The sequence below is a fragment of the Naasia sp. SYSU D00948 genome, assembly GCF_017916515.1.
GTDB lineage: Bacteria > Actinomycetota > Actinomycetes > Actinomycetales > Microbacteriaceae > Naasia.
The window spans coordinates 1,752,872-1,779,309 of sequence record NZ_JAFMTA010000001.1 but is presented as its reverse complement, the minus strand read 5'-3'; the positions used below and the strand labels follow the sequence as shown (position 1 = coordinate 1,779,309).

The 26,438-nt window shown below is 71.8% G+C and carries 24 protein-coding genes; 8 read left to right on the top strand and 16 right to left on the bottom strand.

Features of this window, described 5'->3' with window-relative positions; translation table 11 throughout:
• The first annotated feature begins 50 nt into the window (after window positions 1-50).
• A complete protein-coding gene (locus tag J3P30_RS08425; protein ID WP_210480604.1) occupies window positions 51-1,181 on the top strand; it encodes a polysaccharide pyruvyl transferase family protein in 1,131 nt (376 codons plus the stop codon).
• Here the strand turns inward: J3P30_RS08425 and J3P30_RS08420 are convergent.
• Together J3P30_RS08420 and J3P30_RS08415 are read right to left on the bottom strand one after the other, a co-directional pair.
• Window positions 1,078-2,727, bottom strand: coding sequence for a lipopolysaccharide biosynthesis protein (locus J3P30_RS08420; RefSeq protein ID WP_307807444.1), 1,650 nt, complete (start codon window positions 2,725-2,727; stop codon window positions 1,078-1,080). The genes J3P30_RS08425 and J3P30_RS08420 overlap by 104 nt on opposite strands.
• Window positions 2,634-3,476: a CDP-alcohol phosphatidyltransferase family protein gene (locus tag J3P30_RS08415; protein ID WP_246852739.1), complete on the bottom strand. Its 843-nt coding sequence runs from the start codon at window positions 3,474-3,476 to the stop codon at window positions 2,634-2,636. The genes J3P30_RS08420 and J3P30_RS08415 overlap by 94 nt, the downstream gene beginning before the upstream one ends.
• A gap of 191 nt (window positions 3,477-3,667) precedes the next feature.
• Here J3P30_RS08415 and J3P30_RS08410 point away from each other — a divergent pair, with 191 nt between their 5' ends.
• Window positions 3,668-4,780, top strand: coding sequence for an acyltransferase (locus J3P30_RS08410; RefSeq protein ID WP_210480602.1), 1,113 nt, complete (start codon window positions 3,668-3,670; stop codon window positions 4,778-4,780).
• A gap of 59 nt (window positions 4,781-4,839) precedes the next feature.
• Here the strand turns inward: J3P30_RS08410 and J3P30_RS08405 are convergent, their stop codons facing one another.
• Together J3P30_RS08405 and J3P30_RS08400 are read right to left on the bottom strand one after the other, a co-directional pair.
• Window positions 4,840-5,856 carry a DUF6492 family protein gene (locus tag J3P30_RS08405; protein ID WP_210480601.1) on the bottom strand — a complete coding sequence of 339 codons (1,017 nt, stop codon included), beginning with the start codon at window positions 5,854-5,856 and terminating at the stop codon, window positions 4,840-4,842.
• 92 nt (window positions 5,857-5,948) lie between these two features.
• Window positions 5,949-6,575, bottom strand: coding sequence for a low molecular weight phosphatase family protein (locus J3P30_RS08400; protein ID WP_210481929.1), 627 nt, complete (start codon window positions 6,573-6,575; stop codon window positions 5,949-5,951).
• Window positions 6,576-6,693: 118 nt separating this feature from the next.
• Here J3P30_RS08400 and J3P30_RS08395 point away from each other — a divergent pair, with 118 nt between their 5' ends.
• From J3P30_RS08395 to J3P30_RS08385, 3 genes are read left to right on the top strand one after another with little or no spacing between them, the layout of a single operon-like run.
• On the top strand, window positions 6,694-7,725 hold the full coding sequence (locus tag J3P30_RS08395) for a hypothetical protein (RefSeq protein ID WP_210480600.1): 1,032 nt from the start codon (window positions 6,694-6,696) through the stop codon (window positions 7,723-7,725).
• Complete coding sequence (locus tag J3P30_RS08390) at window positions 7,722-8,975, top strand: lipopolysaccharide biosynthesis protein (protein ID WP_210480599.1); 1,254 nt, start codon at window positions 7,722-7,724, stop codon at window positions 8,973-8,975. The genes J3P30_RS08395 and J3P30_RS08390 overlap by 4 nt, the downstream gene beginning before the upstream one ends.
• Window positions 8,950-10,002 carry a glycosyltransferase family 4 protein gene (locus J3P30_RS08385; protein ID WP_210480598.1) on the top strand — a complete coding sequence of 351 codons (1,053 nt, stop codon included), beginning with the start codon at window positions 8,950-8,952 and terminating at the stop codon, window positions 10,000-10,002. The genes J3P30_RS08390 and J3P30_RS08385 overlap by 26 nt, the downstream gene beginning before the upstream one ends.
• Before the next feature lie 13 nt (window positions 10,003-10,015).
• Here J3P30_RS08385 and J3P30_RS08380 read toward each other — a convergent pair whose 3' ends face one another.
• The 8 genes from J3P30_RS08380 to J3P30_RS08345 all read right to left on the bottom strand — a co-directional run bounded on the left by J3P30_RS08380 (window position 10,016) and on the right by J3P30_RS08345 (window position 19,393).
• Window positions 10,016-10,549 carry a DapH/DapD/GlmU-related protein gene (locus J3P30_RS08380; RefSeq protein ID WP_210480597.1) on the bottom strand — a complete coding sequence of 178 codons (534 nt, stop codon included), beginning with the start codon at window positions 10,547-10,549 and terminating at the stop codon, window positions 10,016-10,018.
• Window positions 10,546-11,670 (bottom strand): hypothetical protein, encoded by a 1,125-nt coding sequence (locus J3P30_RS08375; RefSeq protein ID WP_210480596.1) that lies wholly within the window; start codon window positions 11,668-11,670, stop codon window positions 10,546-10,548. Before J3P30_RS08375 ends, J3P30_RS08380 begins: the two co-directional genes overlap by 4 nt.
• Window positions 11,667-13,013: a hypothetical protein gene (locus tag J3P30_RS08370; RefSeq protein ID WP_210480595.1), complete on the bottom strand. Its 1,347-nt coding sequence runs from the start codon at window positions 13,011-13,013 to the stop codon at window positions 11,667-11,669. The genes J3P30_RS08375 and J3P30_RS08370 overlap by 4 nt, the downstream gene beginning before the upstream one ends.
• Window positions 13,010-14,143 carry a glycosyltransferase family 1 protein gene (locus J3P30_RS15595; RefSeq protein ID WP_210480594.1) on the bottom strand — a complete coding sequence of 378 codons (1,134 nt, stop codon included), beginning with the start codon at window positions 14,141-14,143 and terminating at the stop codon, window positions 13,010-13,012. The genes J3P30_RS08370 and J3P30_RS15595 overlap by 4 nt, the downstream gene beginning before the upstream one ends.
• A complete protein-coding gene (locus J3P30_RS08360; RefSeq protein ID WP_210480593.1) occupies window positions 14,140-15,264 on the bottom strand; it encodes a glycosyltransferase in 1,125 nt (374 codons plus the stop codon). Before J3P30_RS08360 ends, J3P30_RS15595 begins: the two co-directional genes overlap by 4 nt.
• Window positions 15,261-16,214 carry a hypothetical protein gene (locus J3P30_RS08355; protein WP_210480592.1) on the bottom strand — a complete coding sequence of 318 codons (954 nt, stop codon included), beginning with the start codon at window positions 16,212-16,214 and terminating at the stop codon, window positions 15,261-15,263. The genes J3P30_RS08360 and J3P30_RS08355 overlap by 4 nt, the downstream gene beginning before the upstream one ends.
• Window positions 16,215-16,268: 54 nt before the next feature.
• The gene (locus tag J3P30_RS08350; protein WP_210480591.1) at window positions 16,269-17,669 is read right to left on the bottom strand and encodes a polysaccharide biosynthesis tyrosine autokinase; all 1,401 of its coding nucleotides are present in this window, start codon (window positions 17,667-17,669) and stop codon (window positions 16,269-16,271) included.
• 161 nt (window positions 17,670-17,830) lie between these two features.
• On the bottom strand, window positions 17,831-19,393 hold the full coding sequence (locus J3P30_RS08345) for a sugar transferase (protein WP_210480590.1): 1,563 nt from the start codon (window positions 19,391-19,393) through the stop codon (window positions 17,831-17,833).
• Window positions 19,394-19,635: 242 nt separating this feature from the next.
• Here J3P30_RS08345 and J3P30_RS08340 point away from each other — a divergent pair, with 242 nt between their 5' ends.
• The 3 genes from J3P30_RS08340 to J3P30_RS08330 are packed head-to-tail and all read left to right on the top strand — an operon-like array spanning window position 19,636 to window position 21,435.
• Window positions 19,636-19,941 carry a hypothetical protein gene (locus J3P30_RS08340; protein WP_210480589.1) on the top strand — a complete coding sequence of 102 codons (306 nt, stop codon included), beginning with the start codon at window positions 19,636-19,638 and terminating at the stop codon, window positions 19,939-19,941.
• Entirely contained in the window at window positions 19,938-20,732 is a 795-nt protein-coding gene (locus J3P30_RS08335) for an NAD-dependent epimerase/dehydratase family protein (RefSeq protein ID WP_210480588.1), read from the top strand. The genes J3P30_RS08340 and J3P30_RS08335 overlap by 4 nt, the downstream gene beginning before the upstream one ends.
• Window positions 20,725-21,435, top strand: a complete 711-nt coding sequence (locus J3P30_RS08330; RefSeq protein WP_210480587.1) for a 2-C-methyl-D-erythritol 4-phosphate cytidylyltransferase — start codon at window positions 20,725-20,727, stop codon at window positions 21,433-21,435. Before J3P30_RS08335 ends, J3P30_RS08330 begins: the two co-directional genes overlap by 8 nt.
• Window positions 21,436-21,471: 36 nt before the next feature.
• Here J3P30_RS08330 and J3P30_RS08325 read toward each other — a convergent pair whose 3' ends face one another.
• From J3P30_RS08325 to rfbA, 4 genes are all read right to left on the bottom strand, one after another.
• The gene (locus J3P30_RS08325; RefSeq protein WP_210480586.1) at window positions 21,472-23,019 is read right to left on the bottom strand and encodes a LicD family protein; all 1,548 of its coding nucleotides are present in this window, start codon (window positions 23,017-23,019) and stop codon (window positions 21,472-21,474) included.
• A gap of 111 nt (window positions 23,020-23,130) precedes the next feature.
• Complete coding sequence (locus tag J3P30_RS08320) at window positions 23,131-24,525, bottom strand: bifunctional dTDP-4-dehydrorhamnose 3,5-epimerase family protein/NAD(P)-dependent oxidoreductase (RefSeq protein ID WP_210480585.1); 1,395 nt, start codon at window positions 24,523-24,525, stop codon at window positions 23,131-23,133.
• Entirely contained in the window at window positions 24,525-25,523 is a 999-nt protein-coding gene (gene rfbB, locus J3P30_RS08315; protein ID WP_210480584.1) for a dTDP-glucose 4,6-dehydratase, read from the bottom strand. The genes J3P30_RS08320 and rfbB overlap by 1 nt, the downstream gene beginning before the upstream one ends.
• Window positions 25,523-26,398 (bottom strand): glucose-1-phosphate thymidylyltransferase RfbA, encoded by an 876-nt coding sequence (rfbA, locus tag J3P30_RS08310; protein ID WP_210480583.1) that lies wholly within the window; start codon window positions 26,396-26,398, stop codon window positions 25,523-25,525. The genes rfbB and rfbA overlap by 1 nt, the downstream gene beginning before the upstream one ends.
• Window positions 26,399-26,438 lie beyond the last annotated feature (40 nt).

Here is a 26,438-nt window from a genome sequence, read left to right as displayed (position 1 = left end):
AGGCTTCTCCGGGCCTCGGCCGGGCAGGCCTCCCCACGCGAGAGGAAGACATGCGGGTACTGGTTCTGTGGGCTGACGACCGCTCCGCCAACCTCGGAGTGCGGGCGCTCGCCCGAGGCGCAGAATCGCTGGCCCGCCAGGCGCTCGGCCCGGACATCGAGATCGAGTTCCAGGACCTCGCCAAGAACGCCGACGGATTCTCCCCCTCGATGGGGCTGATCAAGCGCGATCTGATCAAACCGCGCGGCCCGATCCGCGAGTGGCTCTCGCGCTTCGATCTCGTCCTCGACACGGGCGCCGGCGACAGCTTCGCCGACATCTACGGCCCCCGCCGCATCACGCGGATGCTCTACGTGCAGCTGGCCGCACGGCGACTGCGCATCCCGCTCGTCCTCACCCCTCAGACGGTCGGCCCCTTCCGCACGCGCCGCTTCCGCCTCGGCGCCCGCATGGTGCTGAAGCGGGCCGCCTTCGTCGCCGCACGCGACTCGGCGAGCGCCGCCTACGCCGCGTCGCTGCGCAGGCCGGTGGACGTCGTCGCGACGGACGTGGTCTTCGCGCTTCCCCAGCCCGCTCCGGGCCCTGCCAGGGACGTGCTCCTCAACGTGTCGGGACTGCTCTGGAACTCCTCCGCTCACGCGGACCCCGAGCACTACCGCACGCAGATCCGTGCCTTGATCACCGGTCTCCGCGATCGCGGACGCGAGGTGGCGCTGCTCGCCCACGTGATCGACAACCCGACGGCCGACAACGACGTCCCGGTGGTCCGGGAGCTCGCCGAGGAGCTCGGACTGGAGGCGGTCGTCCCCGCCTCCCTCGACGAGGTGCGGTCCGCCGTGTCCTCCGCCCGCCTCGTGATCGGGTCCCGCATGCACGCGTGCCTCAACGCCATCTCCACGGGCACCCCGGCGATCGCCTGGGCGTACTCCCGCAAGTTCGCTCCCCTGCTGGGCGACCTCGGCTGGCGGCACACGCTCGACCTCCGCAGCGAGAGCGCGCCGGCCGAGCGGACGCTCGCCCTCCTCGACGGGACGCCTGAGGACGAGCTCCGTCGTCAGGTCCACGACACCCTCGCCATCACGACTTCCCGACTTCGGCAGGCGATCGACGGCCTGGCCCGGCTGCGTCCTGCGCTCGCCCCCGCCCTCCGCGGAGAAGACGCGCCATCCGCAGCATCGTGACGACGTCCGCGCGGAAGGACGGCCACACGGCGACGACGAGGGCCCACGCGGCGAGCCACGCTCCGGCACCGGCCAGGACGACCAGCACCGCCGGGGCGTCGCCGAGGAGCCGGAAGACCGCGTAGGCGGCTGCGGCGCAGACGAGGTAGCCGGCGATCACCCGGAGCACGTTGATCGCCATGCGACCGGTGGGGGCGTCCGACGCCCGGCCGATCCAGAGCAGGCCCAACGCCCAGGTGGCGACGCTCGCCCCCGCATAGGCCGTCGCGATGCCGGCGAGCCCCCAGAAGCTGCCGGCGATGACCGCGCCGATGACGAGCGGCCGGGACGCCAGCTGCCAGAGCAGCTGCGAGCGTGTGAGTCCCTTCGCCAGGAACGTCCAGTAGGTGGCGTACCCCGCGGTCTGGAAGACGCCCGCGACCGCGAGGATCTGGAAGAGCGGAGCGGCCGCCGCCCACTTGGTCCCGAGCACGAGCTCGACGAGCGGGACGGCGAGAGCCGCCGACAGCGAGAAGATCGTCACCACCACGTGCAGCATCGCGGTCTGCCCGGCGAGCAGGTAGGCGGCGAAGCGCTCGCGATCGTCCTGGAGCCGGGACAGCACCGGCAGGGCGACCCGGGTGGCGGGCGCATTGACCTGACTCAGCGGAAGGGCGAGGAGCTGGTACGCCCGGTTGTAGAGCCCCAGAGGGGTGGCGCCGAGCGTGACGCCGATGACCATCGTGTCGACGTTCTTGCTGGCATAGCCGAGGAGCTGCGCTCCGACGACGTCGGCGCCGAAGCTCACGAACTTCCGGATCGGGACGTCACGCCGGTAGCGTCCGGGCCGCCAGCCCGTCAGAGCGGCGACGGCGACGAGCGTCACGACGGACAGGACGATCTGCTGCCCCGCGAGCGCCCAGTAGCCGAAGCCCGCCAGGGCCATCACCACGCCGGCCAGGAGCCCGAGGAGATGAGCGGCCATGTCCGCGACGACGAGGCGCCCGAAGCGCAGTCCCCGGTTGAGGTCGGCCCGGAACTGGGTGCCGACGCCGTTGAACAGGAAGGTCGCCGACAGCACCAGGGTCAGGCCGACGAGACGCTCGTCGGAGAAGAGGAGGGCGACCAGGGGCGAGCAGGCCGCGACGGCGCCGGCCAGCAGCAGACCGATCCCCGAGTTGATCCAGAAGAGGTTGCTCCTCTCCTGGTCCGAGAGCGTCTTCGCCTGAACCGACGCCGTGGAGAGGCCGAAGTCGCGGAACACCTCTCCGATGCCGATGATCACCATCACCATGGCGAGGAGCCCGTAGTCCTGCGGATCCAGCAGCCGGGCGAGGACCACCACTCCCGCCACCTGCACGAGGACGCGTCCCAGCTGCCCGGCCATGGTGACGACGGCGCTGCGGGAGGCCGAATGCGCCAGATTGTCGGCGGGTGCTGAGGAGCCTGTGGACCCCGCCTGAGCTCGGCGCGTCAACTCGGCTGCTCGCCCATCCCCGGAGTCGTGCCGGAAGCCGCCGGGGCACCGGCGGCTCGGGGGGCGATCGCCTTCATGTCCCGGAACCACTTCGGCAGGGCCAGCGCCGTGTGCAGCAGGTTCGCCAGGAAGAACAGCGAGTACACGACGAGGAACACCGACGGAACGGCGAGCAGCAGGAAGGCCAGGCAGAGGAATCCGTAGTCGGTGGGCAGAACGAGCAGGGAGCGCTTGAGCGTCCCGCCGCCGGAGGAGTAGACGGAATGGCGGCTTCCCGAGTACACCGCCTTGAGCTGATCGTTGAGGATCACCGCGAAGAAGTTGAGGGCGGCGACGATCGCATAGAGCAGGGGGATGAGGAGCAGCGCGGTCGAGGGCAGGTCGAAGAAGCGGTACATCGAGATGAGCACGGCAAGGTGCAGGCTCGACGTCTTGGCGCAGTCCACGACGTGGTCGAGCCACTCGCCGGCCGGACCGCCGGTCCCGGTGAGCCGCGCGAGCTGCCCGTCGGCCGAGTCGAAGGCGTAGCCCAGGACGAGCCCGAGGACCACGGCGATCGCCAGCGGGAGCGAGGGCGGAAGGAGCGCCACGGCGGCGATGGCCGAGAAGGTGAAGAGGGCGCTGATCGCCGTCACGCCGTTCGGTGAGAGCCGGGCGACGTAGCTCACCGCGGCGAGGACTCTGCCGAGTCGGCGGTTGACGTAGACGGAGTAGGCGGGGGCGCCGCGAGCCGCCGGCTTCTGAGCCTCGGCGAGTCGCCGGAGGGCCGTCCTGAACGAGTAGCGCCCGGGCGAGGCAGACGGAGAGCGCATCGTCGCCGCAGCGACATCGTCTCCCATGGCCTTTCCTCTCGTCTCGGGTGAACGGATGGACGGAAGTTCGGAATCGAGGCTAGCGTTTCCCCTGCCCCTCGAACCCGAAATCGCCCTCGCATTGGGGGGAAGGCCGCAATCGCCCGCGGAAATGGGTCTCCTTAGACTGAGGGCGGCGCGGCCGATACACCCGACATTCCCCACGAGGCGGATTCTTGATGAACAGGACCGGATCCGTCGCACATTCCGACGGCGGTCCGGTCGGGGCGCTGGGGCGCGTGTTCGACCCGCGGCTCAACGGCCTCAACCTGCTGCGGCTGATCCTCGCGGCGGGGGTGATCTTCTGGCACGCATTCCCGCTCACCGGCCGTGAGATCGGCTTCTGGCCGGCGCGGCAGCTCCTCGGCGAGATCTGGGTGGACGGGTTCTTCGCGATCTCGGGGTTCCTGATCGTCGGGAGCTGGGTGTCGAAACCTCGGGTCGGCCGGTTCCTCACCGCCCGGATCGCGCGCATCCTGCCCGGATTCTGGGTCTGCCTGGTGGTGACCGCGCTGCTGCTCGCGCCGCTCGGGGTGTGGCTGTCCGGCGGCTCCCTGCCGGGAGCGTACGGGCCGGACGCGATCGCCTACTTCTTCCGGAACTCGCTCCTCTACATGAACCAGTGGGACATCGCCGGGACACCGGCGCTCGTGCCCTATGAAGGCGTCTGGAACGGCTCGCTCTGGACGCTCTTCTGGGAGTTCCTGTGCTACCTGGGCGTCCTCGCGCTCGGAGTGCTCCAGCTGCTCAAGCGGCGCTGGACCATCCCGGTCGTCTTCCTGCTCGCTCTGGCCGCGGCTGTCGCATCCGTGTCCGGCATCGAGAACCACTACGTCGGCCTCGCCGGTCGCTTCGCTCTCATGTTCGCCGCGGGCGCCGTTCTGTACCGCTTCCAGCACCGGATCCCGGTCCGGGGCTGGATCATCGGAGTCGCGGCGGTCGTCGTCCTGGCGTCGACCTTCCTGCCGAACTACCGCCTCGTCGCGGCGATCCCGCTGGCGTACGTGCTGCTCGCGTGCGGCGCACTCATCAAGGACGAGCGCCTCCGCATGCGCAACGACATCTCCTACGGCACCTATGTGTACGCGTTCCCGGTGCAGCAGATCCTCGCGGGCACCGCACTGGTCGCGTGGTCGCCGCTGCTCTTCGGCGTGATCAGCGTCGTTCTCACGATCCCGCTCGCGATCGCGAGCTGGTTCCTCGTCGAGAAGCCGGCGAAGCGGCTCGCCCAGCCGAGGCGGCAGCCACGCCCCGCGCCTGCGGTGCAGCCGGCCGGCGAGCAGCTGGGGTAGCCCAGTTCCGGCACTCGTCGGCCGCACTCAGCGACGAGGGCGGACGCGCGTGCCCGTGGTCACCCGCGCAGCCCGGCCAGCCGCTCCTGGACCCTGCGGCGGATCTTCCGGGGCGCCGCGAGCAGCTTCTTCGGCAGATCCCGCCGCCTCTGGCGGCGCGCCTGCTCGTCGAAGGCGACCCGGAACGCCGAGATGAACTCCTGCGCCTCGGAGACGGACGGGAACAGCGCCCGCGAGGCCCAGAACTGCGCGAGCAGCGCGGCACCATCATCGGGCAGTCCCGCCAGCGCCCGCCGATGGACCGCGAAGAACGGCGCCGACCGCTCCTCGACCGTGCCGATCGCGGCTCGGACTCCTGCCTCGTTCGCGGCCTTCGGCCACAGCGCGGGCGATGCGGGCATGTCGAGGTCGTAGACCTGCTCGAGCCCGGGCCCCCGAGCGATGATCCACCCCGAGTAGAGGAAGAACTCGGTGAGCTCGTTCCTCAGGAACTCCTTGGCGAAGGGGCGGCCGGTCCTCCGCTCGATGTCGGCGATCAGAGCCCGCACGAGATCGGTGCGCAGCGCGAACGGCGTGACGGTCGCCGTGAAGCGGGGGACGTAGCCCGCAGGATCGAGGGAGAGGTAGCGGAGGACGTGCTCGAGGTCCTTCCGCAGCGGATGCGTCGCGAAGCTGTACGACGGGACGCGCAGCCGTCCGTCCGGCGTGCGGAAATGCTCCGGCGAGAGTGGACCCACGAGGTGGTTCTTGGCGTCGAGGACGACGTAGAAGTCGGTGCTCACGCGGTGGGCGACGGCCAGCTTCAGCACCTGCTGGGTGCTCCACCCCACCCCTCGCGTGCCCGCCGTGATCTCGTCAGGGCGCAGGATCGTGACGAGGGATGCGAGCGGCCCGTACTCGGCGAGGATCTCGTCGCGGACCCTCTGCGGCATCGGCGAGGCGCCGTTGTCGATCAGCAGGATGTCCCGGACGTCCGCGGGCTCCAGGTACCGCGCCAGGGACCGCGCCTGCAGCCGCAGCAGCGGGTACTCGGCCTCGAAGCCCACGCTCACGAGGGTCAGCGGCTGGTCAGGCATTCCGGTCCCTTCGAAGCTGCTCGCGAACGTACCACAGGGCTTCGCGGCCCCGGCCTCGCCAGTCGTCGGAGTGGGCGTCGTGTGCCGTCAGCTCACGCCGCGCCGACGGCAGCACGGCGCAGCACGGCGGCCGCGCGCTCCACCGCCGGAACGAGCTGCTGCGCGGAGCGCTCGTAGGTGGCGTCCGAGCGACGGTAGGGATCGACGATGTCGTCGTCGGCCGGGTCCTCGGGCATCTCCACGAAGCCGCGCTTGGCCGCCACGGCGTCGACCAGCGCGGCCAGGCGCGCCGCCGGACCGGGCAGGGCGTCGATGCGCGCGAGGTCGTCCGCGGTCAGGCCGTGCGTGAGCCGGGCGAACTCCCGCAGGGAGAAGGTGCGTCGGGAGGCGCGCGGATGGAGGGTGACGGCCTGCGCGCGGTGCTCCCGCGCCATGGCGAGGACGAGCCCGGCCTGGGCGACGTGCGGCTCGACGAGGTACCGCGCCGCGTGGGCGCTCGGGTCGCCGCCGAAGCGGCGGCTCAGCGCCTGGGCCTGGGGGGTCATCGCGTCCCCGTCCCGGGCGACCGTGCCCGCACTCGCGACGACCACGCCCGGCACGTCGGCGAGCCGTGCGCGAAGCAGCTGCTCCGCGAGCGGCGACCGGCAGAGGTTGCCGGAGCAGACGGTGAGAATGGAGAACTCGCTCCGCTGTCGGGGGTCCGGCTCGTCGCGATTCATCACCGGAAGAGCCTATCGACCGGGCCCGGACCGACCCGCTCCCCCGCGGCCCGCCGGTCCGTCGGTGATCATTCGCGCGGCTAAGCTCTTCCGGTCGGCCGACGAGCGCGGAGAAGGCATGTTTCGGGAGATCTACGTCCTCTACCCCCGAGGGGTCCGAACGGGAGGACCCGAGGCGCTGCATCAGCTGGTGTCGACTCTGCGGGAGCTGGGCCAGGACGCGTACCTGGTGCCGCGGCCGGGCACCGAGCACCTCGAGCGCGTCCCCGAGTTCGCGAGCTACGGGGCTCCGGAGCGGCCGCGCGCGGAGGACGCTCCCGGCAGCGCCGTCGTGGCCTCCGAGTACGCGCTGAAGCACCTGCACGCCTACACGCGCGCCGACCGCTTCTGCTGGTGGCTGAGCATCGACAACTCGCCGCTCTTCCGCTCCCGGATCGCTCCTCCTGCGGGCCTCAACCAGCGGACTCCCCTGTCGCGACGGCTCGAGACCGCCGCTCGCGGACTCAAGCGACGCCTCGCCGGCGATCTCCGCCTGGTCCGGTCGATCGGCAACCTCGCGCAGTCGCACTACGCGTGGGCGTTCCTCTACTCGACGCTCGGCATCCGGCCCTCCGCGCTGAGCGACTACACGACGGTGGCGCCGCTTCCGCAGGCCGCGGTCCCGATCCTCGATCGCGGCATGACGGTGGCCTTCAACCCCAAGAAGGCCGCAGCGGTGACGAGCGCCCTTCAGGCCCGGTTCCGGGAGCCGACCTACGTGCCGCTGCAGGGCATGAGCCCGGGCGAGGTGCGGCAGGCGCTCAGCCGGAGCGCGGTCTACCTCGACCTGGGCTACCACCCCGGCAAGGACCGGATGCCGCGGGAGGCCGCGCTCTCGGGGGCCGTGACGCTTGTGGCGCGCCGCGGCTCCGGCGCCTACTACGCGGACGTCCCCATCCCCATGGCGCACAAGATCGAGCCCGACGAGCGGATCCTCGAGTCCAGCATCCGTGCCCTGGAGTGGGTCTTCGAGGACCCCGCAGGCAGCCAGGCGCGTCAGGACCCCTACCGCAGGCAGATCTCGCTCGAGCGGGAGACGTTCCGGCGGGAGGCCGAGGCGATCTTCGTGCACGGCCGGCGAGGGTTCGACTCGATCGATCCGATCGCTTGAGACGCGTCCTGCGCCGGCTGGCCGGGTTCGCCGGCCTTCCGCTGCTCTCCGCTCTCGCGCCCTTCGTGCTCCTGCCGCTCGTCGCGCGCACCGGCGGCGTCGACGGGTGGACGGCCGTCTCGATCGGCCAGAGCGTCGGGATGACCGCCGGCGTGGTGGTGTCGTACGGGTGGACCCTCAGCGGCCCCTCGCGCCTCGCGCGCGCTGCCTTCGAGGACCGGCCCGCGCTCTACGCGGACAGCGTCCTCTCGCGCCTCCTGCTGCTGATCGTCGTCTCGCCGATCGCCGCCTGGGTGTCGGGCGCCCTCACCGCCCGCGAGGACGGGCTCGCGATGGCCGTCGCGGTCGCGTTCACCCTCGGCGGCCTCTCTCCCGCCTGGTACTCGATCGGGCTGGGGCGGCCCTCCTACATCGCCCGCTACGAGGTGCTGCCACGCACGATCGCGGTCGCCGCGCTCCTCGTCCTCATCCCGCTGACGGGCGAGCTGCTGCTCTACCCCCTGCTGCTCGCCCTCGCGACCGTCGGCGGGGTGATCGCCTACAGCCACCGCATCGGGCGGCTGTCGCGGCGGCTGCTCCGGCGCAACGCGTTCGCCGCCCTGAGAAGCGACTGGGTGTCCGCCTCGACGGTGGTCGCCGCGAGCGCCTACTCCAGCACCTCGGTCGCGCTGCTCGGCGTCACCTCGCCCGCCTCGGCGGTCGCCGGCTACTCCTCCGGCGAGAAGATCTACCGACTGGGCCTGCTCGCGGTGCAGGCGCTCAGCAACTCCCTGCAGGCCTGGGTAGCCGAGCAGCGCCCGCAGGGGCTCACCCGCCGGATGCTCTACGCCCTCGCCGCCCATGTCGCGCTCGGGGCGTCGGGCCTCGCGGGCCTCGCGCTCGTGGGGCCACCGGTCGCCGCCCTGCTGTTCGGTCCCGATCTCGCACCGGAGCCTGCGACCATGGTCTACCTGGGGCTCGCCTACCTCGCCGTCGCCGCGAACACCGCGACCGGCCGGCTGATCCTCGTCCCGCTCGGCCTGACCCGGCACGTGCTGTTGAGCACACTCGCCGGGGCCGCGACAGGGGTGGTCGCCATCCTGTCGCTGTCGGCGATGTTCGGCGAGTCCGGAGCGGCGGCGGGACTCGCGGTCGGGGAGGCGGCCGTGGTCCTCGTGCAGGCCGGCGCCATCCTGCTGCGCGTGCGGACTCGGCGGACCGGAGAACAGGAGGAGGAGGCGTCGCGTGAGGCTGCTGCTGGTCACCCCTGACCTCGATCACAACTCCCTGGGGCGGACGTACTGCCTGTGGCTGCTCGCGCAGGCCGCAGGGTGGGATGCTCGCGTCGTCGCACCTCGCGGCGCCCGCATCTGGGCGCCGCTGGACGGCACCCCCTTCGCAGCCGTCTGCTCGGCTCTTCCGGAGCCCGCCGCTCCCGCTCTCGCGAAGCTGCTTCCGGGCACCGACCTGGTCATCGCGGTGAAGCCGCTCCCGCCGTCGTTCGGCCTCGCTCGGAAGGCGGCGGACCGGGCGGGGGTCCCGGTCATGGTGGACATCGACGACCCCGACCTCGAGGCGGTCCGCGCCCGCCGCACCCCGGTCAAGCGGGCGGCGAAGTGGATGCTGAAGCCCCGCACGATGGCCCAGGCAGCCAGGCTGCACCGCCATGCCCTGCGGGTGCCGCGGATCGTGAGCAACCCCTACCTGCAGAGGATCTACGGCGGGGCCGTCATTCCACACGTGCGGGAGCCGAGCGCGGCCCCGCATGTGCACACATCCGCCGAGCCCTCGGTCGTGTTCGTGGGCACGAACCGGGCGCACAAGGGGGTCGACGTGCTCCGCGCGGCCGTCGCGGCAGCGGCCGGCGCCGGGGTCATGTTGACGGTCACCGATCGGGCGCCCGCGGACGCGCGGCCGTGGGAGCGGTGGGTCGGCCAGACCTCGTTCGCGGAAGGCCTCCGCCTGGTGGAGTCCGCCGACATCGTCGTCATCCCCTCCCTGCGCACCACGTGGTCCATCGGGCAGCTGCCCGCGAAGCTCGTCGACGGCATGATGGCGGGTGCCGCGGTCGTGGTGTCCGATGTGGAGCCGCTCGGCTGGGCGGTCGGCGCGGGCGGTCTCCTCGTGGAGCCCGGGAGCGTGCCGCAGCTGGCGGCCGCGCTCACGCGCCTGACCGATCCCGCAGAGCGATCCCGGCTGGGAGCCGCGGCGCACCGCCGGGCGCTCGAGCTCTTCACGGTCCACGCGAACGTCGAGACGTTCGTCGGGGCGTGCCGGGCGGCGGCGGAGACTCGCTGACCCGCTCTTTCCGTCAGCCGGCCGCCGGCGTCTGCTCGGGCGACAGCGTCCGGATCCTCCGGGCGGGCACGCCGCCCCAGAGCTCGTGAGGCGGGACGTCGGAGCGGACAAGCGCACCGGCGGCGATGACCGCCCCCTCGCCGATCGCGACGCCAGGGAGCACGGTCACGCGGGCACCGAGCCAGGCCCCTTCACCGATGCGGATGGGCGCGCTGTAGTCGCGCCCGCTGCGCTTGGCCGCATCCCCGACGTCGTGGGACGCGGTGATCAGCAGGACCTCCGGACCGAGTGTCGCGTTGCGGCCGATCCGGACCTCGGCGCTGTGGTTGATCGTGCAGTACCGGTTGATGAAGGCGCGCGCACCGAGGACCACGCGCCCGCTCCCCCACCAGCGGACCCCGTGGTGGATGTTCGCCCGCTCCAGGTGGAAGCCGGGAAGCAGCCGCAACAGGAGGAACTTCGCGGGGTAGGGCACCAGCGGTGAGGCCACCACGCCGTTGGCCCACAGGTCCTGGACGAGCCCCTTCCACAGCCGTCTCCTGCTCACGAGCGGGCCGCCTGGGCCTCGGGCGCCGGCACGACGCTCCTCACGAACTCGTCGAGGGCCGCCGCTCTGCCGGACCAGGAGAAGGATCGCGCCAGGGCTGCCCCGTCACCCGTCGGCAGGAGGTCGTGCGCGGCTCGGACCGCCGAGGCGAACCCCGCGGCCGACGTCGTGAGGGAGACGTCGGCGCACCCGATCCCTCGCAGGGTCGCGGTGCTGGACGCGACGACGCGGAGGCCCCCCGCCAGATACTCGAAAAGCTTCATCGGGCTCCTGCCCTCGTTGGACGGGGCCGCCGTGAGCGGGAGGAGTCCGACGCGCGCGCCTGCCAGAGCCCGGGGAAGGAGGGCGTAGTCGAGGGGACCGCGCAGCCCGACGTTCGGGGGCAGCGCGATCGGCGCCGACGTCGCCGGGCCCCAGAGGTCGAACGGCACCGTGGGCAGCAGCTCCGCGCTCGCCGCCACCTTCTCCCAGTCGAAGCGCTCGTCGAGCGCCCCGACGTAGACGACACCACGCCGCGCGCTCCAGTCCCTCGCAGGGGCGGACTCGATGTGCTCGAGGTCGACGCCGTTGCGCAGCACCAGGGACGGCACACCCGTCGCCCACGTCCGCAGTCGTTCCCCCACGAGCGCCGAGGTGGCGACGAGTCCGCGGGAGATCACGGCGCACCGTCGGAACGCCTCGGCCTCCCGATCCGACGCGGGCAGGTCGGTGGCCCGGGTGATGACGGCGGCTCGGGGGAACAGCGCGGCGAGCGCGAGCAGCTTGGGCTGGTCGATGAGGAGCACGTCCGGCTCGCCGCCGAGGAAGCGCGTCACCGATCCCCACCAGGGACGGGCCGCGCTGCGGATGGCGAGCGCATCGGCTCGCGTGCTGGTCAGCGGAAGCAGCTGGGCGGGCACGAGGTGCGCGAGCCGGTCCGAGGTCACCCGGAGGCCGCGGACCGCCAGCCGGGCTCGATCCGGGAAGGAGCCGGCGCCGAGGGCGTGCAGAGGCGAGACGGGGGTGCTGATGTGAACGACGTGGTGACCGAGCGCGGCGAGCCCGGCCGCGAGGTGGTGGCTGCCGACCTTGAAGGGACCGCCGTCGAACGTGTGGCTCGCGAACAGGATCCTCATGGTCACGTCCGTGAGGCGCCGCCCAGGACCGGCAGCCGTCCGGTCCTCGGTGTCGGTCGCGCCCGCTTCGCGGGCTTCTCGCGGCGGAGGTACAGCGCCAGCACGACGAGGGCGATCACGACGGGCAGGAAGCGCGAGTCGCCGAAGTAGTAGATCCGGGCCAGCTCGAGCACGCCGACCGCTGTCGAGGAGTAGGCGACCAGGCCGGCCACGCTGCCCGACGACGCGAGCACCGTGATGAGCATCACCCCGAGGACCGTCAGGGAGACGAGGGCCGCTCCCCCGATCGGGCCGAAGGCGGCGTCGGCGACGAGCAGCCCCGAGGGATTGTTGAACTCCGGGTTCGACTGCTGCGTGAGCGCCTCGAGGTAGCTGATGGACGACGACGACTGCAGTCGCTCGCCCAGCTGCGGAACGAGGCCCAGCACGGGGAACACGGCGAGCAGGTCGGGAGGAGCGGAGACCGACGTCATCAGGGCGCCGTTGTTGAACGCCGTCGCGTAGTACCCGAACATCCGCTGGAGGGAGAAGTCGACGAGGGTGCCCTGGTAGGACGAGGCGTGGTACGCCCAGGATCGCGACGCCTCCCAGGCGCCGAAGAACACGGCGAGGCCCGCCCAGCCCGTCGCGTAGGCGCCGGCGGCGACGCTCACCCGGTCGAAGTTCGCAGTGCGGGTCGGGGCGAGGGTGGCGAGGGTGATGAGTCCCGCGACCACGACCTCCACAAGGGCCAGCCGCTCGGAGTTGAAGTAGGAGCGGAGGACCACGAGGACGAGCAGGGCCAGGATCACCCGGCGGCGGTAGCTCCCCCGCACCTTCCCCTCGATGATGAGGAGCGACAGCAGGACCGGCCCGAGCTGGGTCCAGGTCGTCACGCCGCTGACCGGAACGAGGAGGTCCTGCTTGAACACGTACATGGCCGCCGGCTGCCCCTGGAGCATGGCGATGACGACGTCCAGGGTGAGCCCGCGGATGAGCGCGATCAGGATCCAGGCCGCGTACGCCGCGAAGGTCAGAACCGCGAGGACGGTGGTCGCGCGGCTGATTCGTCGCGCGAGGTCGGGAGAGACGGACACGGCGAAGGTTCGGCGCAGGAGGCCCTGGAGGACGAACGCGACGAACAGGACGAGCGTCAGGTTGAGGATCGCGTAGCCGTCGTAGGGGGCCCGGAAGAAGTGCGCCTGACCCCACAGCGTCGCGAAGGTGTCCGCGGGGATCAGCATCGTCGCGAACAGCGCGGGCGCCGGGATCGCGAGCAGGAGCCCGAGGGGCGTCCACGCGCGCCGGACGCTGCCGACGAGCGCCACGTCGGGCACGTTCTCGACCGGGCCTCTCCGCCGTCCGGTCACCGGAGCGCTCCCTGCCGCGCGCCGAGTGCTGCGCGCGCCGCCTCCTGGACCACTGCCGCGCTCGAGTCCCAGTCGAATCGCCGGCGGATCTCGGCGGCTCGCGCGGCGCGGTCGGCAGCGGGAAGCGGGCCGGCGGGGAGGAGAGCGTCGAGCTCGGCGGCGAGGCTGGTGGCGTCCCCCGGGCGGAAGTAGGTCGCGAGGTCGCCGCAGACCCACCGCAGAACCTCCAGATCCGACGTGAGGAGCCTCGCCCCGGAGGCGATCGCCTCGACTGCGGGGAGGCCGAATCCCTCGGCGAGGGTGGGGAACACGACGAGCGCCGCGCTCCGGTACAGCGCAGCGAGCTCGGGGTCGCTGACGTAGCCCAGCCGCCGGACCCCGGAGCCCGCCGGGGCGACGCCTCCAGCCCTTCGGAAGATGTCGCTGCCTCCGCCCGCGAGCACGAGGGGGATCCGCTCCCGGAGCGACGGCTCGAGCCGGTGGTAGGCCTCGAGGAGGACGTCCTCACCCTTCCGCGGGTCGGCACTGCCGACCGCGAGCAGGAACCGGCCCTCGGTCAGCCCGAACCGCTCCAGCACGCCCACCGACTCGCCGTCGACGCGGAAGCAGTCGGCAGCGGCGTTCGGGGCGACCAGGACGGGACGGTCCCCGCCGACGACGTCCGCGACCTGGCGCGCGACCGGCTCGCTCACGGCCACGAGCGCGGCCGCGGACCTCAGCTGGAGCCGGAGCACGGGAGCGTGCGTCCAGGCGTAGAGCCGGGAGTACCACTCCGGATGCTCCAGCACGAAGAGGTCGTGCACGACGACCACGTGGCGCGGTGCGACGAGCGGTCCCCGGCTCGTCAGCGTCACGAGAGCCTCCGCGGAGCGCGTGCGGAGTCCCGCGGTGAGCACCCACAGCCACGAGAGCCAGCGGGAGGTGCGCCACGACGGCGGCGGACCGATCTCACGGACGCCCTCGCCCGAAGCGGCGACGCGCTCGCGCAGCCGTGCCGCCAGCTCGGTCGCGTAGCGCTGCTGCCCCGTGAGCCGCTGCGCGCGGAAGGCGCCGTTCAGCACGACGCCGCGGAAGGCCCGGCCGCTCCTCGCGGCGCCCGCGTCGACCGGCGCGCTGCCCGTGGCGCTCACGCGACGTGCCTCATGACGAATCCGCGGATGGCGTCATCGAAATTCTCGTTGCTGAAGCGGCGCGCGTGCTCGCGAACGGCCGCACGGTCCAGGGCGACCACGGATCGCACCCGCTCCGCGATCTCCCGCGGAGATGCCTCGTCGAAGGCGCGCCCGGCGCGGCCGTCCCCGAGACTCTCGACTGCGCCGCCGGCTGCGTTCACGACCACCGGCGTTCCGGTCGCCATCGCCTCCACCGGCATGATCCCGAAGTCCTCGACCGCCGGGAAGACGAAGGCCATCGCCCGCTGATACAGACAGAAGAGCAGCTCGTCGGAGGGGTGGGAGATGATCTGGACGGGCACGGAGCTCGCGTCCGCGCGACGCCGGAGGGCGCCCTCGAGCGGCCCGGATCCGGCGATCACAGCCGGCACGTCGAGCTCCTCCGCCGTGTCGATGACGAGATCGAGCCTCTTGTACGGGATGAAGCGCGACGCTCCCAGGAGGAACTGGGAGGGGAGCGCATCGACGAGACCGGCCTCCGAGGAATCGAGCCGCGTGCCCCAGTCCTTCACCGACTGGATGCGCTCGACGTCCACGGGAGGGTGGATGACGTCGGCGTCGCGCTCCCAGTAGCGCTGGATCCGCCTGCGCACGTAGTCGCTGTTGGCGGCGACATCCGCCAGCTCGCGGGCGCGGCGCCGGTCGATCCCCTTGAAGACCGGCGCTGCCGCACGAGCCGCCCGTCCGCTTCCGCGGAGGTCCAGCTCCGGCGACCAGATGTAGCGCGCTGGCGTGTGGACGTAGGCGAGCTTCGTCACCGCGTGGCGGTTCGCCCTCAGGCGGGCGTGGTGGGCGAACAAGTGGCTGCTCGCGAGCATCCAGCTGTACTCGCCGCCCCGCAGATTCCTCCAGGTGGCCGGCATGAGAGGCAGGGCGGCCGCCTTGTGCTTCCGCAGCGGGGTCCGGGCCAGCCAGGTCTGCCGCACGGGCCGCCCCTCGAGCCTCGGCTCCCGGTCGCTCCACAGGCAGAGCAGGTCGGCCTCCGGGAACGCCGACGCGAGCCGGCCGAAGACGTTCTCTGACCCCCCGTGCTTCGACAGCCACTCGTGGACGAGCAGTCCCCTGCCGTCCGGGCTCACCAGGTCCTGCCTCCGTAGGCCGAGACCGTCACGGCGTCGCCCGCCCACAGCCAGACCCAGTCGCCGACCGCCGCGATCGCCACCTCACCGACGGGCGCGTCGGACGGCAGGCACCCGGACACGGCGGGGCCGGCACCCGCCGCGGGATCGAGGGCGAGCACCTGCACCCCGGCGCAATCCGCCCGTCCCGTGGCGCCCAGCACGTAGCCGGGGCCGCTGTCATCGATCGACACGGCCCCCTCGACGGCGATCCCTCCGTCCCACGTGCTGCCCGCGTCCGACGTCCTCCACACCGTGGAGTCGGCGCACAGCACCGCCGCGTCGGCGGCGTTACGCGGTGCCACCGCGACCGCGGAGCAGGGGGCCGGCTTCGCGCCGGCGCTCGTGTGCAGGACCAGGGGGTCCGCGGGGTCCACGAACCAGGTCGAGACCGTGCGGTCCGTGAAGACCTCGAACTCCTGCCCGCTCGTGTAGGTCGCGACGTACTGCGGGGCGCAGCCATCGCCGGCGGAGCCGGCGACGAGATACGTCAGGTCCTCGCTCGACGCCTCGAGGCGGAGCACTCCCGAGGACCCGGTCGCGGTCCCCACGTCATGACTCTCCCAGGTCCGTCCTCCGTCCCGGGTGACCTCGAGCACCGCGGCGTCGCCCGGGCAGGCTCCTCCGCCGCTGCGCCAGGCGGTCGTCCCGTCCGTCGCGGAGAGGACCCGGGTGCCGATCGGCGACGCCGGAGACGCGGGCAGGACCGGAGGCGCGGACGGAGCCGGCTCCGGCGAGGAACTCGCCACGGACTCCGGGATCACCTGCGCGTACGCCGGCTCGTGCGGCACCTCGGTGCGCAGCAGCGCCGCGATGACGAGGACAGCCGTGACGGCCGCGCCGGCCGCGAGAGCGAGCAGCGCCGCGATCGACCGGCGCCGGGATACCGAGGCCGGGGCGGGCCGTCTCATGCCAGCCCTGCCCGGCACGTCGCGCGAGCGGCTGCGGACCAGTCCGCTCGCATGTCAGCGGGCATTCAGCAGCTCGTCGGCCTCGTCGCTGCTGCCGTAGTACTGGCCGTAGTTGCCGTAGCCGTACGCGTCCGGTCCCTTCGTCGGCAGCATCGTCATCACCACGCCCAGGACGCGGCTCCCAAGGTGCTCGAGCGAGCGCAGTGCAGCGGACAGCTCGTTCTTGCGCGTGCGTCCCGCGGCGGTGATCACGAGAGCGCCACCGGTGAACCTGCTCAGCACAGCGGCATCGGTCACGGGCAGCAGCGGGGGCGCATCGATGAGGACGAAGTCGAACTGCTCGGTGAGCTGCTGGAGCAGCTGCACCATCGCCCGCGACCCGAGCAGCTCGCTCGGGTTCGGGGGGACGCGGCCGGCGGGGAGGACGAAGAGGTAGCCCTTGCCCCAGCGCTGGAGGACGTCGGCGACCTGCGCCCTGCCGATGAGGACGTCCGTGAGCCCGACCGCTCCCTCGAGCCCCATGTACTCGGCCAGGCGGGGCAGTCGGAGGTCGCCGTCGATGATGACGACCTTCGCGCCGGTCTCCGCCATGGCGATCGCGAGGTTGGCCGTCGTCGTGCTCTTCCCCTCGCCGGGCAGCGAGCTCGTGACCACGATGCTCCGGGGGCGCCCCTCGATGCTCACGAACTGGAGGTTCGTGCGAAGCGCACGGAAGGACTCGGCACGCGGGTTGCGCGGGTCGGCGTGCACGATGAGCGGCCGCTTCTTCGCGCCCGGGTCGAGGCTGATGCCTCCCACGATGGGGTGGTCCGTCAGCGCCTCGACGTCGTGCGTGCCGTGGATCCGGGTGTCGAGGAGGCTCCGCAGCATCGCGGCTCCGACCCCGGCTCCCAGCCCGAGCACGAGTCCCAGCACGAGGTTCAGCGGGGTGTTGGGGAAGAAGGGCGCGGCGGCCGGCGCGGCGGGGGTGATCGTCTCGATCCGAACGAGGCTGGGGCCGCCCTCCGACGGGGCCTCGAGCCTGTTGACCACGACGTCCTGGAAGCTCGCGCCGATCGCATCGGCGATCGCGGCGGCCTGCTGCGCGTCCTCGTCCTCGACAACGATGTCGACGAGGACCGTGTTGAGCGGCGAGCTCGCCTGCACCCGCCCGGCCAGCTCGGACGGGGTGAGGTCGAGGCCGAGGTCCTCGATCACGGGAGCGAGCACGCTCGGGCTGTCGATGACGTCCACGTAGGAGCGGACCTTCTGCTGGGCGAAGCTGCTTCCCTGGACCAGGTCGCCCGTCGTCGCGTTCTGGGAGGTCTGCACGGAGACGTAGAGCTCGGTCGTCGCCTGGTAGCGCGGCGTGACGAGGAGCGAGTAGGTCGCTGCGGCTGCCACGCCGAGCAGCGCGAGCGCTACGACGACCACCCAGTTCTTCCGCAGCGTCCTCAGATAGTCGCGCAGCTCCACAAAGACCCCCCACAGGCAGCCACCAGGGCGCGCCTCATCGATCGGCCCTCCCCCGGGCCGGCTTCAACATGATGTCACACGCGCTTCGCCGCGCTCGGTTCCGGTTCCGCTCGTTCGCACATCGGCTGACGACCGCCGCCGAGGCGGACGCGGCGCGGGCGCTAGCGCGCACCACGGGACCTCAGGACGACCCCGACCGTCCGGATCAGCGTCAGCAGATCGTCGATCAGCGACCAGTTCTCCACGTAGTACAGGTCCCAGCGGATCGCGTCCTCCCAGGAGAGGTCGGATCTGCCCGAGATCTGCCACAGCCCGGTGATGCCGGGCTTCACGAGGAGGCGCCTGCTGGCCGCCGGGTCGTAGAGCGCGACCTCCTCCGCCCGCTGGGGGCGCGGGCCGACGAGGCTCATGTCGCCCTTCAGCACGTTGAGGAGCTGGGGCAGCTCGTCGATCGAGTACTTGCGCATGAAGCGCCCGACGCGGGTGATCCGCGGGTCGTTGTCGACCTTGAACAGCGGGCGGTCGTCGGTGCCCTGGTCGGCGAGCAGACGGGCGAGCTCGTCGTCCGCGCCCACGCGCATCGAGCGGAACTTGAGGATGCTGAAGACCTTGCCGTTCAGCCCGATCCGCTCCTGCCGGAACAGGACCGGGCCCGGCGAGGTGGCCTTGATCGCGAGCGCCGCCGCGAGCAGGACGGGCGAGGCCAGCACGAGGAGGACGAAGGACGCGGCGAAGTCGAAGACGTTCTTCGCGATCTTGGCGCCCGCCTCGTAGGACGGGGACTCGACGTAGATGAGCGGCAGCCCGCCGACCGGGCGGGAGTGGATGCGCGGACCCGCGACGTCGGTGATGGCGGGGGCGACCATGATGTCGACTCCGGTGGACTCGAGCTCCCACGCCAGGCGGCGCACCTGCCCCGCCGGCAGCCCCTCCGAGCCCGCCAGGGCGACGGCGTGGAGGTCGCGCTCCTTGGCCACGACGGAGACGTCGTCGAGGTCTCCGAGCACCTCGAGCTCGGCGGCTCTGCCGTGCTCCGGCGCGGGGCCCGTGTAGCAGGCGCCCACGAGGTCGAAGCCGAGGTAGGGGCGGCGGTCGATCTCGCCGACGAGGTGCTCGACGGAGTGCGCGGACCCGACGAGCAGCACCCGGATCAGGAAGCGGCCGGTGCGGCGGCGCTCGCGGCGCAGCCACTGCCGCCAGAGCCAGCGCGAGAGGGTCAGCAGCGCCACACCGAGCGGGAAGGCCGTGATGATGTAGCCGCGGGCGAGGTCCGCGTGCACCAGCAGGGCGACGATCGCGACGAGCCCGAACAGCCGGAAGCTCGCGTCGGCCACCCGGGCGTACTCGTCCAGTCCGGCGCCGAGCAGCCGCTGATCCCGCGAGCCGTAGAAGTGCAGGGCGGCGAGCCAGCCGGCCACGAGCAGCACGGACGTGACGCTGTAGCTGAGCCAGGGGATCGAGCCGTCGCTGACCTGCACCTGCTCGTTGTCGAGGCCGAACCACAGCAGCTGCGATCCGCCGACGGCGAAGGCGATGAGGAGCGTGTCGGTGACGACCAGGCGCAGCTTGTACGCGGCGACCCAGGACGGGTTGGCGCGGCGCACGCCGGTCGGGCCGATCGCGAGCGCCCGCCGTCGGCGCGGCGGCTCCACCGCCAGATCGTCGACGACCGTCCACAGCTGTTCGCTGGACGGGTCGTCCGGGCGGAGTGTAGGAGCAGTCATGTCGAATCGTCTAGAGGTTGAATGCGGCAGGGCGATTGGTTGGCGGAGGGCAACTTTACCTGCGGCCGGCGCTCGACCCCGCATCCGAGGGCGGGGCGCAGGTGAACATCTCGTTTCGCGGCTAGCGGCACCCTCGCCGGGCGGCGCCGGCAGCACATCGGGGGCGGGGGCGAGGGCGCGGATCCGTTCTCGGGGACGCCCTATCCTGGGCCCAGTCCCACCCACGTCGCGAAGGAGACCTCATGGGCGCGATCTTCGGCAGGCTTCGCAGGCGTATTCGCCCGGTCGGCGGCGCCTCGACGGCCCTCGCGGCGCTGGAAGCGGAGGTGCGCGAGCTCCGCGCCGAGGTGGAGAGGCTCCGCTCGGTCGAGGAACGGCTGCAGCGCCTCGAGCAGGCGGCGCCGGCCTCCGCAGGCGGCGACGAGCAGCTCCGGTCGGTCCTCGCGGGGTTGAGGAGCGAGATCGACGAGTGCCGGCGGGACAACCTGCGAATCGCGGAGCTCTACGACCTCACGGTCGAGCGGCTCGGAGCGCCGGGCGCCGCATGACGGGCCGGTCCGCGCTGATCGGCCACACCGGATTCGTCGGGCAGAACTTCGCCGCCCACCACTCGTTCGACGACCTCTACAACACGTCGAACATCGCCGACATCGAGGGCCGCGGCTACGAGCTGGTGGTGTGCGCAGCCAACCGGGCGGACTCCTACCGCATCAACCAGCAGCAGGAGCAGGACCTCGCCGAGGTGCGCGCGCTGGCCGAGCTCCTGGGACGCGTGCGGATCGCGAAGCTCGTCATCGTCTCGACGGTGTGCGTCTATCCGGGCGAGACCACCCCGGACGAGACGACGCCGCTGAGCCCCGAGGGACTGACGCCCTACGGGCAGAACCGGCTCTGGTTCGAGCAGGAGCTGAGCCGCCGCGTCGACACCCTCGTGCTGCGGCTCCCGCAGCTGTACGGGCAGGGCATCAAGAAGGGCGTGGTCCACGACCTCATCGCCGACCACCGGGTCGACTACATCAACGCCGCCGACCGGATGCAGCACTACGACCTCGGCCGGATCTGGTCGGACACCTCGTCCGCCCTCGAGCTGGGCCTCCCGGCGCTGAACCTCGCGACGCCGCCGATCGAGAACGCGCGGCTCGCCGCGGAGGTCTTCGGCCGCCGGCTGAGGCCGACGCCGGTCGAGCCGCCGTCCCCGTTCGCGACCATGTACAGCAGGGACATGCGCACCGTCCACGCGGAGCAGCTGGGCGGAACCGCGCCGTACCTGTGCACCGAGGAGGAGGAGCTGGACTCGCTCCGGCGCTTCGTGACCAGCAGGAGGGATGTCCATGCATAGGGGATTCAAGGTCAGCGCGATCGTCACCTCATCCGGCAAGGCGACGCGGTTCGGCTCGAACAAGCTGCTCCAGGAGATCGACGGCAGCACCGTGCTCGAACGGACCGTCCGCACCATCATCGCTCCCGAGATCGACGAGCTGATCGTCACCGTGAGCCCGGACAACGAGCCGCTCTACCGGGAGATCCTCGTGGAGAAGGGCGGCATCGACGCGCGCATCGTCCTCGGGGACCGCGAGCGCTTCCTGTCCGCGCGCAACGGACTGCGCGCGACGACCGGCGACATCGTGCTGGTGCACGACGGCGTCCGCCCCTTCGTCTCGCACCGCATGATCACCCAGGTGCTCGACGCCGCGATCGACCACGGCGCGGCCATGCTGGGCCTGCCCAGCACGGTCCAGATCAAGCTCGTCTCGGAGGACGGCTTCGTGAAGGACTCGCTCGACCGGTCGGCGTCCTGGTACGGGCAGACGCCGCAGGCGTTCCGCCGCGAGCTTCTCGAGGAGGCCTACGAGAAGGCCATCGCGGACGAGTACTTCATCGTGAGCGACGATGCCGACCTCGTCGCCCGCTACGCGGGCTGTCCTCCGCGCATCCTGCAGGGGCACGAGTTCAACATCAAGATCACGACGCCGCTCGACATGATCATCGCCCGCGACATCGCCCGTCAGCTGACCGAGCGGGGGCCGGACGCCTCGTTCTAGAGGCGCCGCGCTGGCACGACGCAGGGGCGCCGCCCTCTAGGGGCGCCGCACCTCGACGACGGCGTGCCCGCGCGGCCCCGCGGGCGTGGACCGCTCGAACTGCCGCACCGCCCGCGAGCGCAGGCCGGCTGCCGCGCACTCCGCCTCGAACACCTCGAGCGGAAGGTGCCACGTGGTGGGGTCCTCGTGGAGGTACCAGGGCGGCAGGTCTGTGTCGAAGGTGAACCAGCCGGCCCGGAAGGTCGGCAGGGAGGCCATCAGCAGGAGCACGTTCGCCCGTGCCGGCGGAACGAGCCCGGCCAGGACGTCTCGGCCGTAGACCACCGTGGGCGCTCCGTGCGCGCGGGCCTCGACGGCCAGCCGCAGCAAGTCACGGGTCTCCGCGAGGTTGCCCATCCGGTAGCGCAGCCCCGGAACGCCCGGGAACGGCGGGCGTCCGTACTGCACGGCGTAGTCGACCGCCCACACCTCGTGTCCGAGATCCGCGAGGAACCGCGCGTCCGCTCCCGTTCCCGCACCGAGCTCGAGGACCAGGTCGTGCTCCCCGACGCGACCGGCGAGCTCGCGGGCCTCGTCCGACTCCCGGGCCGAGGTGGCGACGCGGTCGCCGAGCCAGTCGCTCCAGAACTCCCGGCCCGCCTGGTAGGCGCCGAACCACGCGTGGAAGCGCCGGGTCGTCGCCTCGGGGGTGACGAAGCGGAACGACGGGTCGGGCGTCTCCCATCTGCCGTAGGCGAGCTCGAGCCAGGCCGAGGGGACGGCGGGGGCGGGAAGCTCGCGCCCGCGGAGCGTGACGGTGGACGTCGGCAGCACCTTCTCGACGTCGAGGCGGCCCCGCAGCGCGAACGGCTGGCAATACACACCGTCCTTGTAGAAGGCGGTGAAGATGTCGACGTAGTGCTCGACCGCGGACCCCGGCCCGTAGAAGAGGACCTGGATGTGAGCGGAGCTGTGCCGGATCACGACGTGGCCCGCCGCCTCGAGGTGGCGCTGGATGCGGTAGCTCTCGAGGGAGAGGTCGGCGGGGCTCGAGTAGGAGCTCAGGTAGGCGATGTCGACGTCGTCGTCATGGGCGAGGAAGTCGCCGGACCGCATCGCGCCCAGCAGGGATCCGCCCACGAGGTAGGCGTCGACACCCAGCTCGCCCAGGAGGCCCAGCACGCGCGAGGAGTCGTCGAGCAGCCGGGTGAGGGCGAGGTCCCGCCCCTCGAGGGACCGCGACAGCCGGCCCCACTTGTTGACGACGAGGAACACGCCGTCCGCGTCGACCACGGCCACGCGGCCCGCCGACTCCCCGAACCGCACATCGCGGACCGCGACGACCTCGCCGGTGGCCGGGACACGGAGCGCGATCTGGGTTTCGCCCTGCAGGTACGGCAGCAGTGCCGCCGGCCAGGCGAGCACGGCGAGGCCCGGCCCGCACTGGTCCTCCCCCACCGACCAGATGCGCCGCCCGTCGAAGAGCACGTCGAGCGGACCGGCGACCCCGTCGGGCAGCTCGACCGTCAGCTCGGCGACGGTGACCCGGTGGTCTCCCGCCTGCCCGGCCTCCACGGTCGCTGCTCGGGAATCGGGTGGGGTCACGGCACACTCCAGGGAGGATCGACGGGGGACCAGAGGTCCAGGCCCCCCTGGGCCTAGCGAATCAGTGCGGAGCGGCGGCGTCCAGACCCTGGTGCCGGAGCCCCGGAGCCGTTAGGCGGACAGGTAGGCCCGCAGGGCCGCGTCCGCGTCCCGGGGGACGAAGCCGGTCGCCCGCAGCTTGCCGAGGGGCAGGACGCTGTTGAGCGGCCGCGGGGCGGCCTGCCTGCCGGCGAAGTAGTCGGCGGTGCTCACGCCGGTGACGGCGGCCGGATCGTGGCCGGTGAGCTCGAAGACCCGCGCCGCGATGTCCGCCCAGGATCGAACCGGTCCCTCGTTGGACAGGTTGTAAGTGCCATAGGGCGCACCGCTGTCCACCAGGTGGGCGATGCCGGCCGCGATGTCGTCGGCGAAGGTGAGCCGCCCGACCTGGTCGTCGACCACGGAGGGGGCGACACCGCGCTCGGCGAGGGACGCCATGGTGCGCACGAAGTTCGGGCCCTCGCCGATCACCCAGCTCGTGCGGACGATGTAGTGCCGCGGCACGGTCGCCACCAGCGCATCCCCCGCCGCCTTGGTCTGCCCGTAGACCCCGAGCGGGCTGAACGGCTCGTCCTCCGGGTGGCTCTCGGCTGTGCCGTCGAAGACGTAGTCGCTCGAGACGTGCACGAGGGTGACGCCGTTCTCGGCGGCGGCGCGGGCGAGGAGCCCGACGCCCGTGACGTTGGCCGACCACGCGGCCACACGTCCCTCCGGCGTCTCCGCCGCGTCGACCTTGGTGTAGGCCGCCGCGTTGACGACGACGCCGTAGTCCTTCCAGCGGATCCCGGAGTAGGCGGCGGGATCGGCCAGGTCGAACTCGGCTCGCGTGCGGAAGTCGGCGTCCGGCAGCACCGACCGCAGCGCGGTCCCGAGCTGACCGCCGGCGCCGAGCACGAGGGTCCTCCGCGGCGCCATCGGGACGACGCCGGCGAGACGCGGGTGGGCGCGGTCCTTGTCCGACTGCTCGGCCTCCTGGAGCGGCACCGGCCAGGGCACGCGGACCGTCTCGTCCGCGAGATTGAGGAAGGTGTACTCCGCGTCGGCGCTCCAGTGGTCGTTGACGAGGTAGCTGTAGACGGTGTCGGGCTCGAGGGTCTGGAACGCGTTGCCGACCCCGCGGGGCACGAACACGGACACCGACGGGTCGAGCACCGCGGTGACCAGCGTCCCGAAGCTGTCGCCCTGGCGGAGGTCGACCCACGCGCCGAACACCCGTCCCGAGCCGACCGAGACGAGCTTGTCCCAGGGCTCCGCGTGGATCCCGCGCGTCGTGCCGACCTTGCCGTTGAAGGAGACGTTGTTCTGCACCGGCGCGAAGTCGGGCAGGCCAGCCGCGACCATCTTGGCGCGCTGCCAGTTCTCCTTGAACCAGCCACGGGCGTCGCCGTGCACGGGCAGGTCGAGAACGAGCAGCCCGGGGATGGCGGTGCCGCGCACGCCGAGCGGCTTGCCGTACTCGAGCGTCACTACTGGCCCTTCGAGGCATAGAACGCCTCGGTCGCGTCCTTCGCGGGCGCCCACCAGTCCTCGTGCTCGCGATACCAGTCGATGGTCGCGCGCAGGCCGGCCTCGAAGTCGCGGTACTGCGGCTCCCAGCCGAGCTCGGTGCGCAGCTTGGTCGAGTCGATGGCGTAGCGCAGGTCGTGTCCCGGGCGGTCGTTGACGTGGTCGTACGCGTCCGCGGGCTGCCCCAGGATCGTGAGGATCAGCTCGACCACCTCGCGGTTGTTTCTCTCGCCGTCCGCGCCGATCAGATAGGTCTCGCCGATCGCGCCCCGGTCCAGGATGGTCAGCACCGCCGAGGAGTGGTCGTTCGCGTGGATCCAGTCCCGGACGTTGAGCCCCGCGCCGTAGAGCTTGGGCCGCTCCCCGCGGAGCACGTTCGTGATCTGCCTCGGGATGAACTTCTCGACGTGCTGGTAAGGCCCGTAGTTGTTCGAGCAGTTCGAGATGGTCGCCTGGACGCCGAACGACCGGACCCAGGCCCGGACGAGGAGGTCGCTGCCGGCCTTCGTCGACGAGTAGGGGCTCGACGGGTTGTAGGGCGTCGACTCGGTGAAGCGGGCCGGGTCGTCGAGCTCGAGATCCCCGTACACCTCGTCCGTCGAGATGTGGTGGAACCGGGTCCCGTGCCTGCGCGCCGCCTCGAGAAGCGTGTAGGTGCCCACGATGTTGGTGTCGAGGAACGGCCGCGGATCCGCGAGCGAGTTGTCGTTGTGGGACTCGGCCGCGAAGTGCACGACCGCGTCCGCCTCCGAGAAGAGCCCGTCGACGAGGTCGGGATCCGCGATGTCGCCCTGCACGAACCGGAAGCGGTCCTCCGGCAGCCCGTCGAGCGACGCGCGGTTCCCCGCGTACGTCAGCTTGTCGAGCACGGTGACGCTGTGGACGGTGCTGCCGAGGACGTGGTGGACGAAGTTCGAGCCGATGAAGCCGGCGCCGCCCGTGACGAGGAGGCGCGCCATCAGTTGTCCTTGCCGCGCTCGAGCAGGCCGAGCAGGTACTGCCCGTAGCCCGACTTCACGAGGTGCTCGGCCCGCTCCCGCAGCTGGTCGTCGGTGAGGAAGCCCTGGCGCCAGGCCACCTCCTCGGGCGCACCGATCTTGAGGCCCTGCCGGCGCTCGATGGTCCGCACGTAGTCGCTCGCGTCCACCATGGAGTCGAAGGTGCCGGTGTCGAGCCAGGCGGTGCCCCGCGGCAGGACCTCGACCTGCAGCATGCCGCGCTCGAGGTACGCCTTGTTGACGTCGGTGATCTCGTACTCTCCGCGAGCGGACGGGGTCAGCCCCTTCGCGATCTCCACCACGTCGTTGTCGTAGAAGTACAGACCGGGGACGGCGTAGTTGCTCTTGGGGTTCGCCGGCTTCTCCTCGAGGCTCAGCGCGCGGCCGTTGCGGTCGAACTCCACCACGCCATAGGCGCTCGGGTCGGCCACCCAGTAGGCGAAGATCGCTCCGCCGCGGATCCCGTGGAAGCGGCGCAGGCGGGTGCCCATGCCCTGCCCGAAGAAGATGTTGTCGCCGAGCACGAGGGCCACCTCGTGGTCGCCGATGAAGTCGGCGCCGATGACGAACGCCTGCGCAAGGCCGTTCGGCTGCTCCTGCACGGCGAACGAGATGGAGATCCCGAACTGGGACCCGTCGCCGAGCAGCCGGTGGAAGTGGTTCGCGTCGTGCGGAGTGGTGATCACGAGGACGTCGCGCACGCCCGCCGCGATCAGCGTCGACAGCGGGTAGTACACCATCGGCTTGTCGTAGATGGGGACCAGCTGCTTCGACACTCCCAGCGTGATGGGGTGCAGTCGCGAGCCGGTTCCCCCGGCCAGGATGATGCCACGCATGCCGAAAAGCATGACTGCGGCCCTGATCCGCCGCAATTCC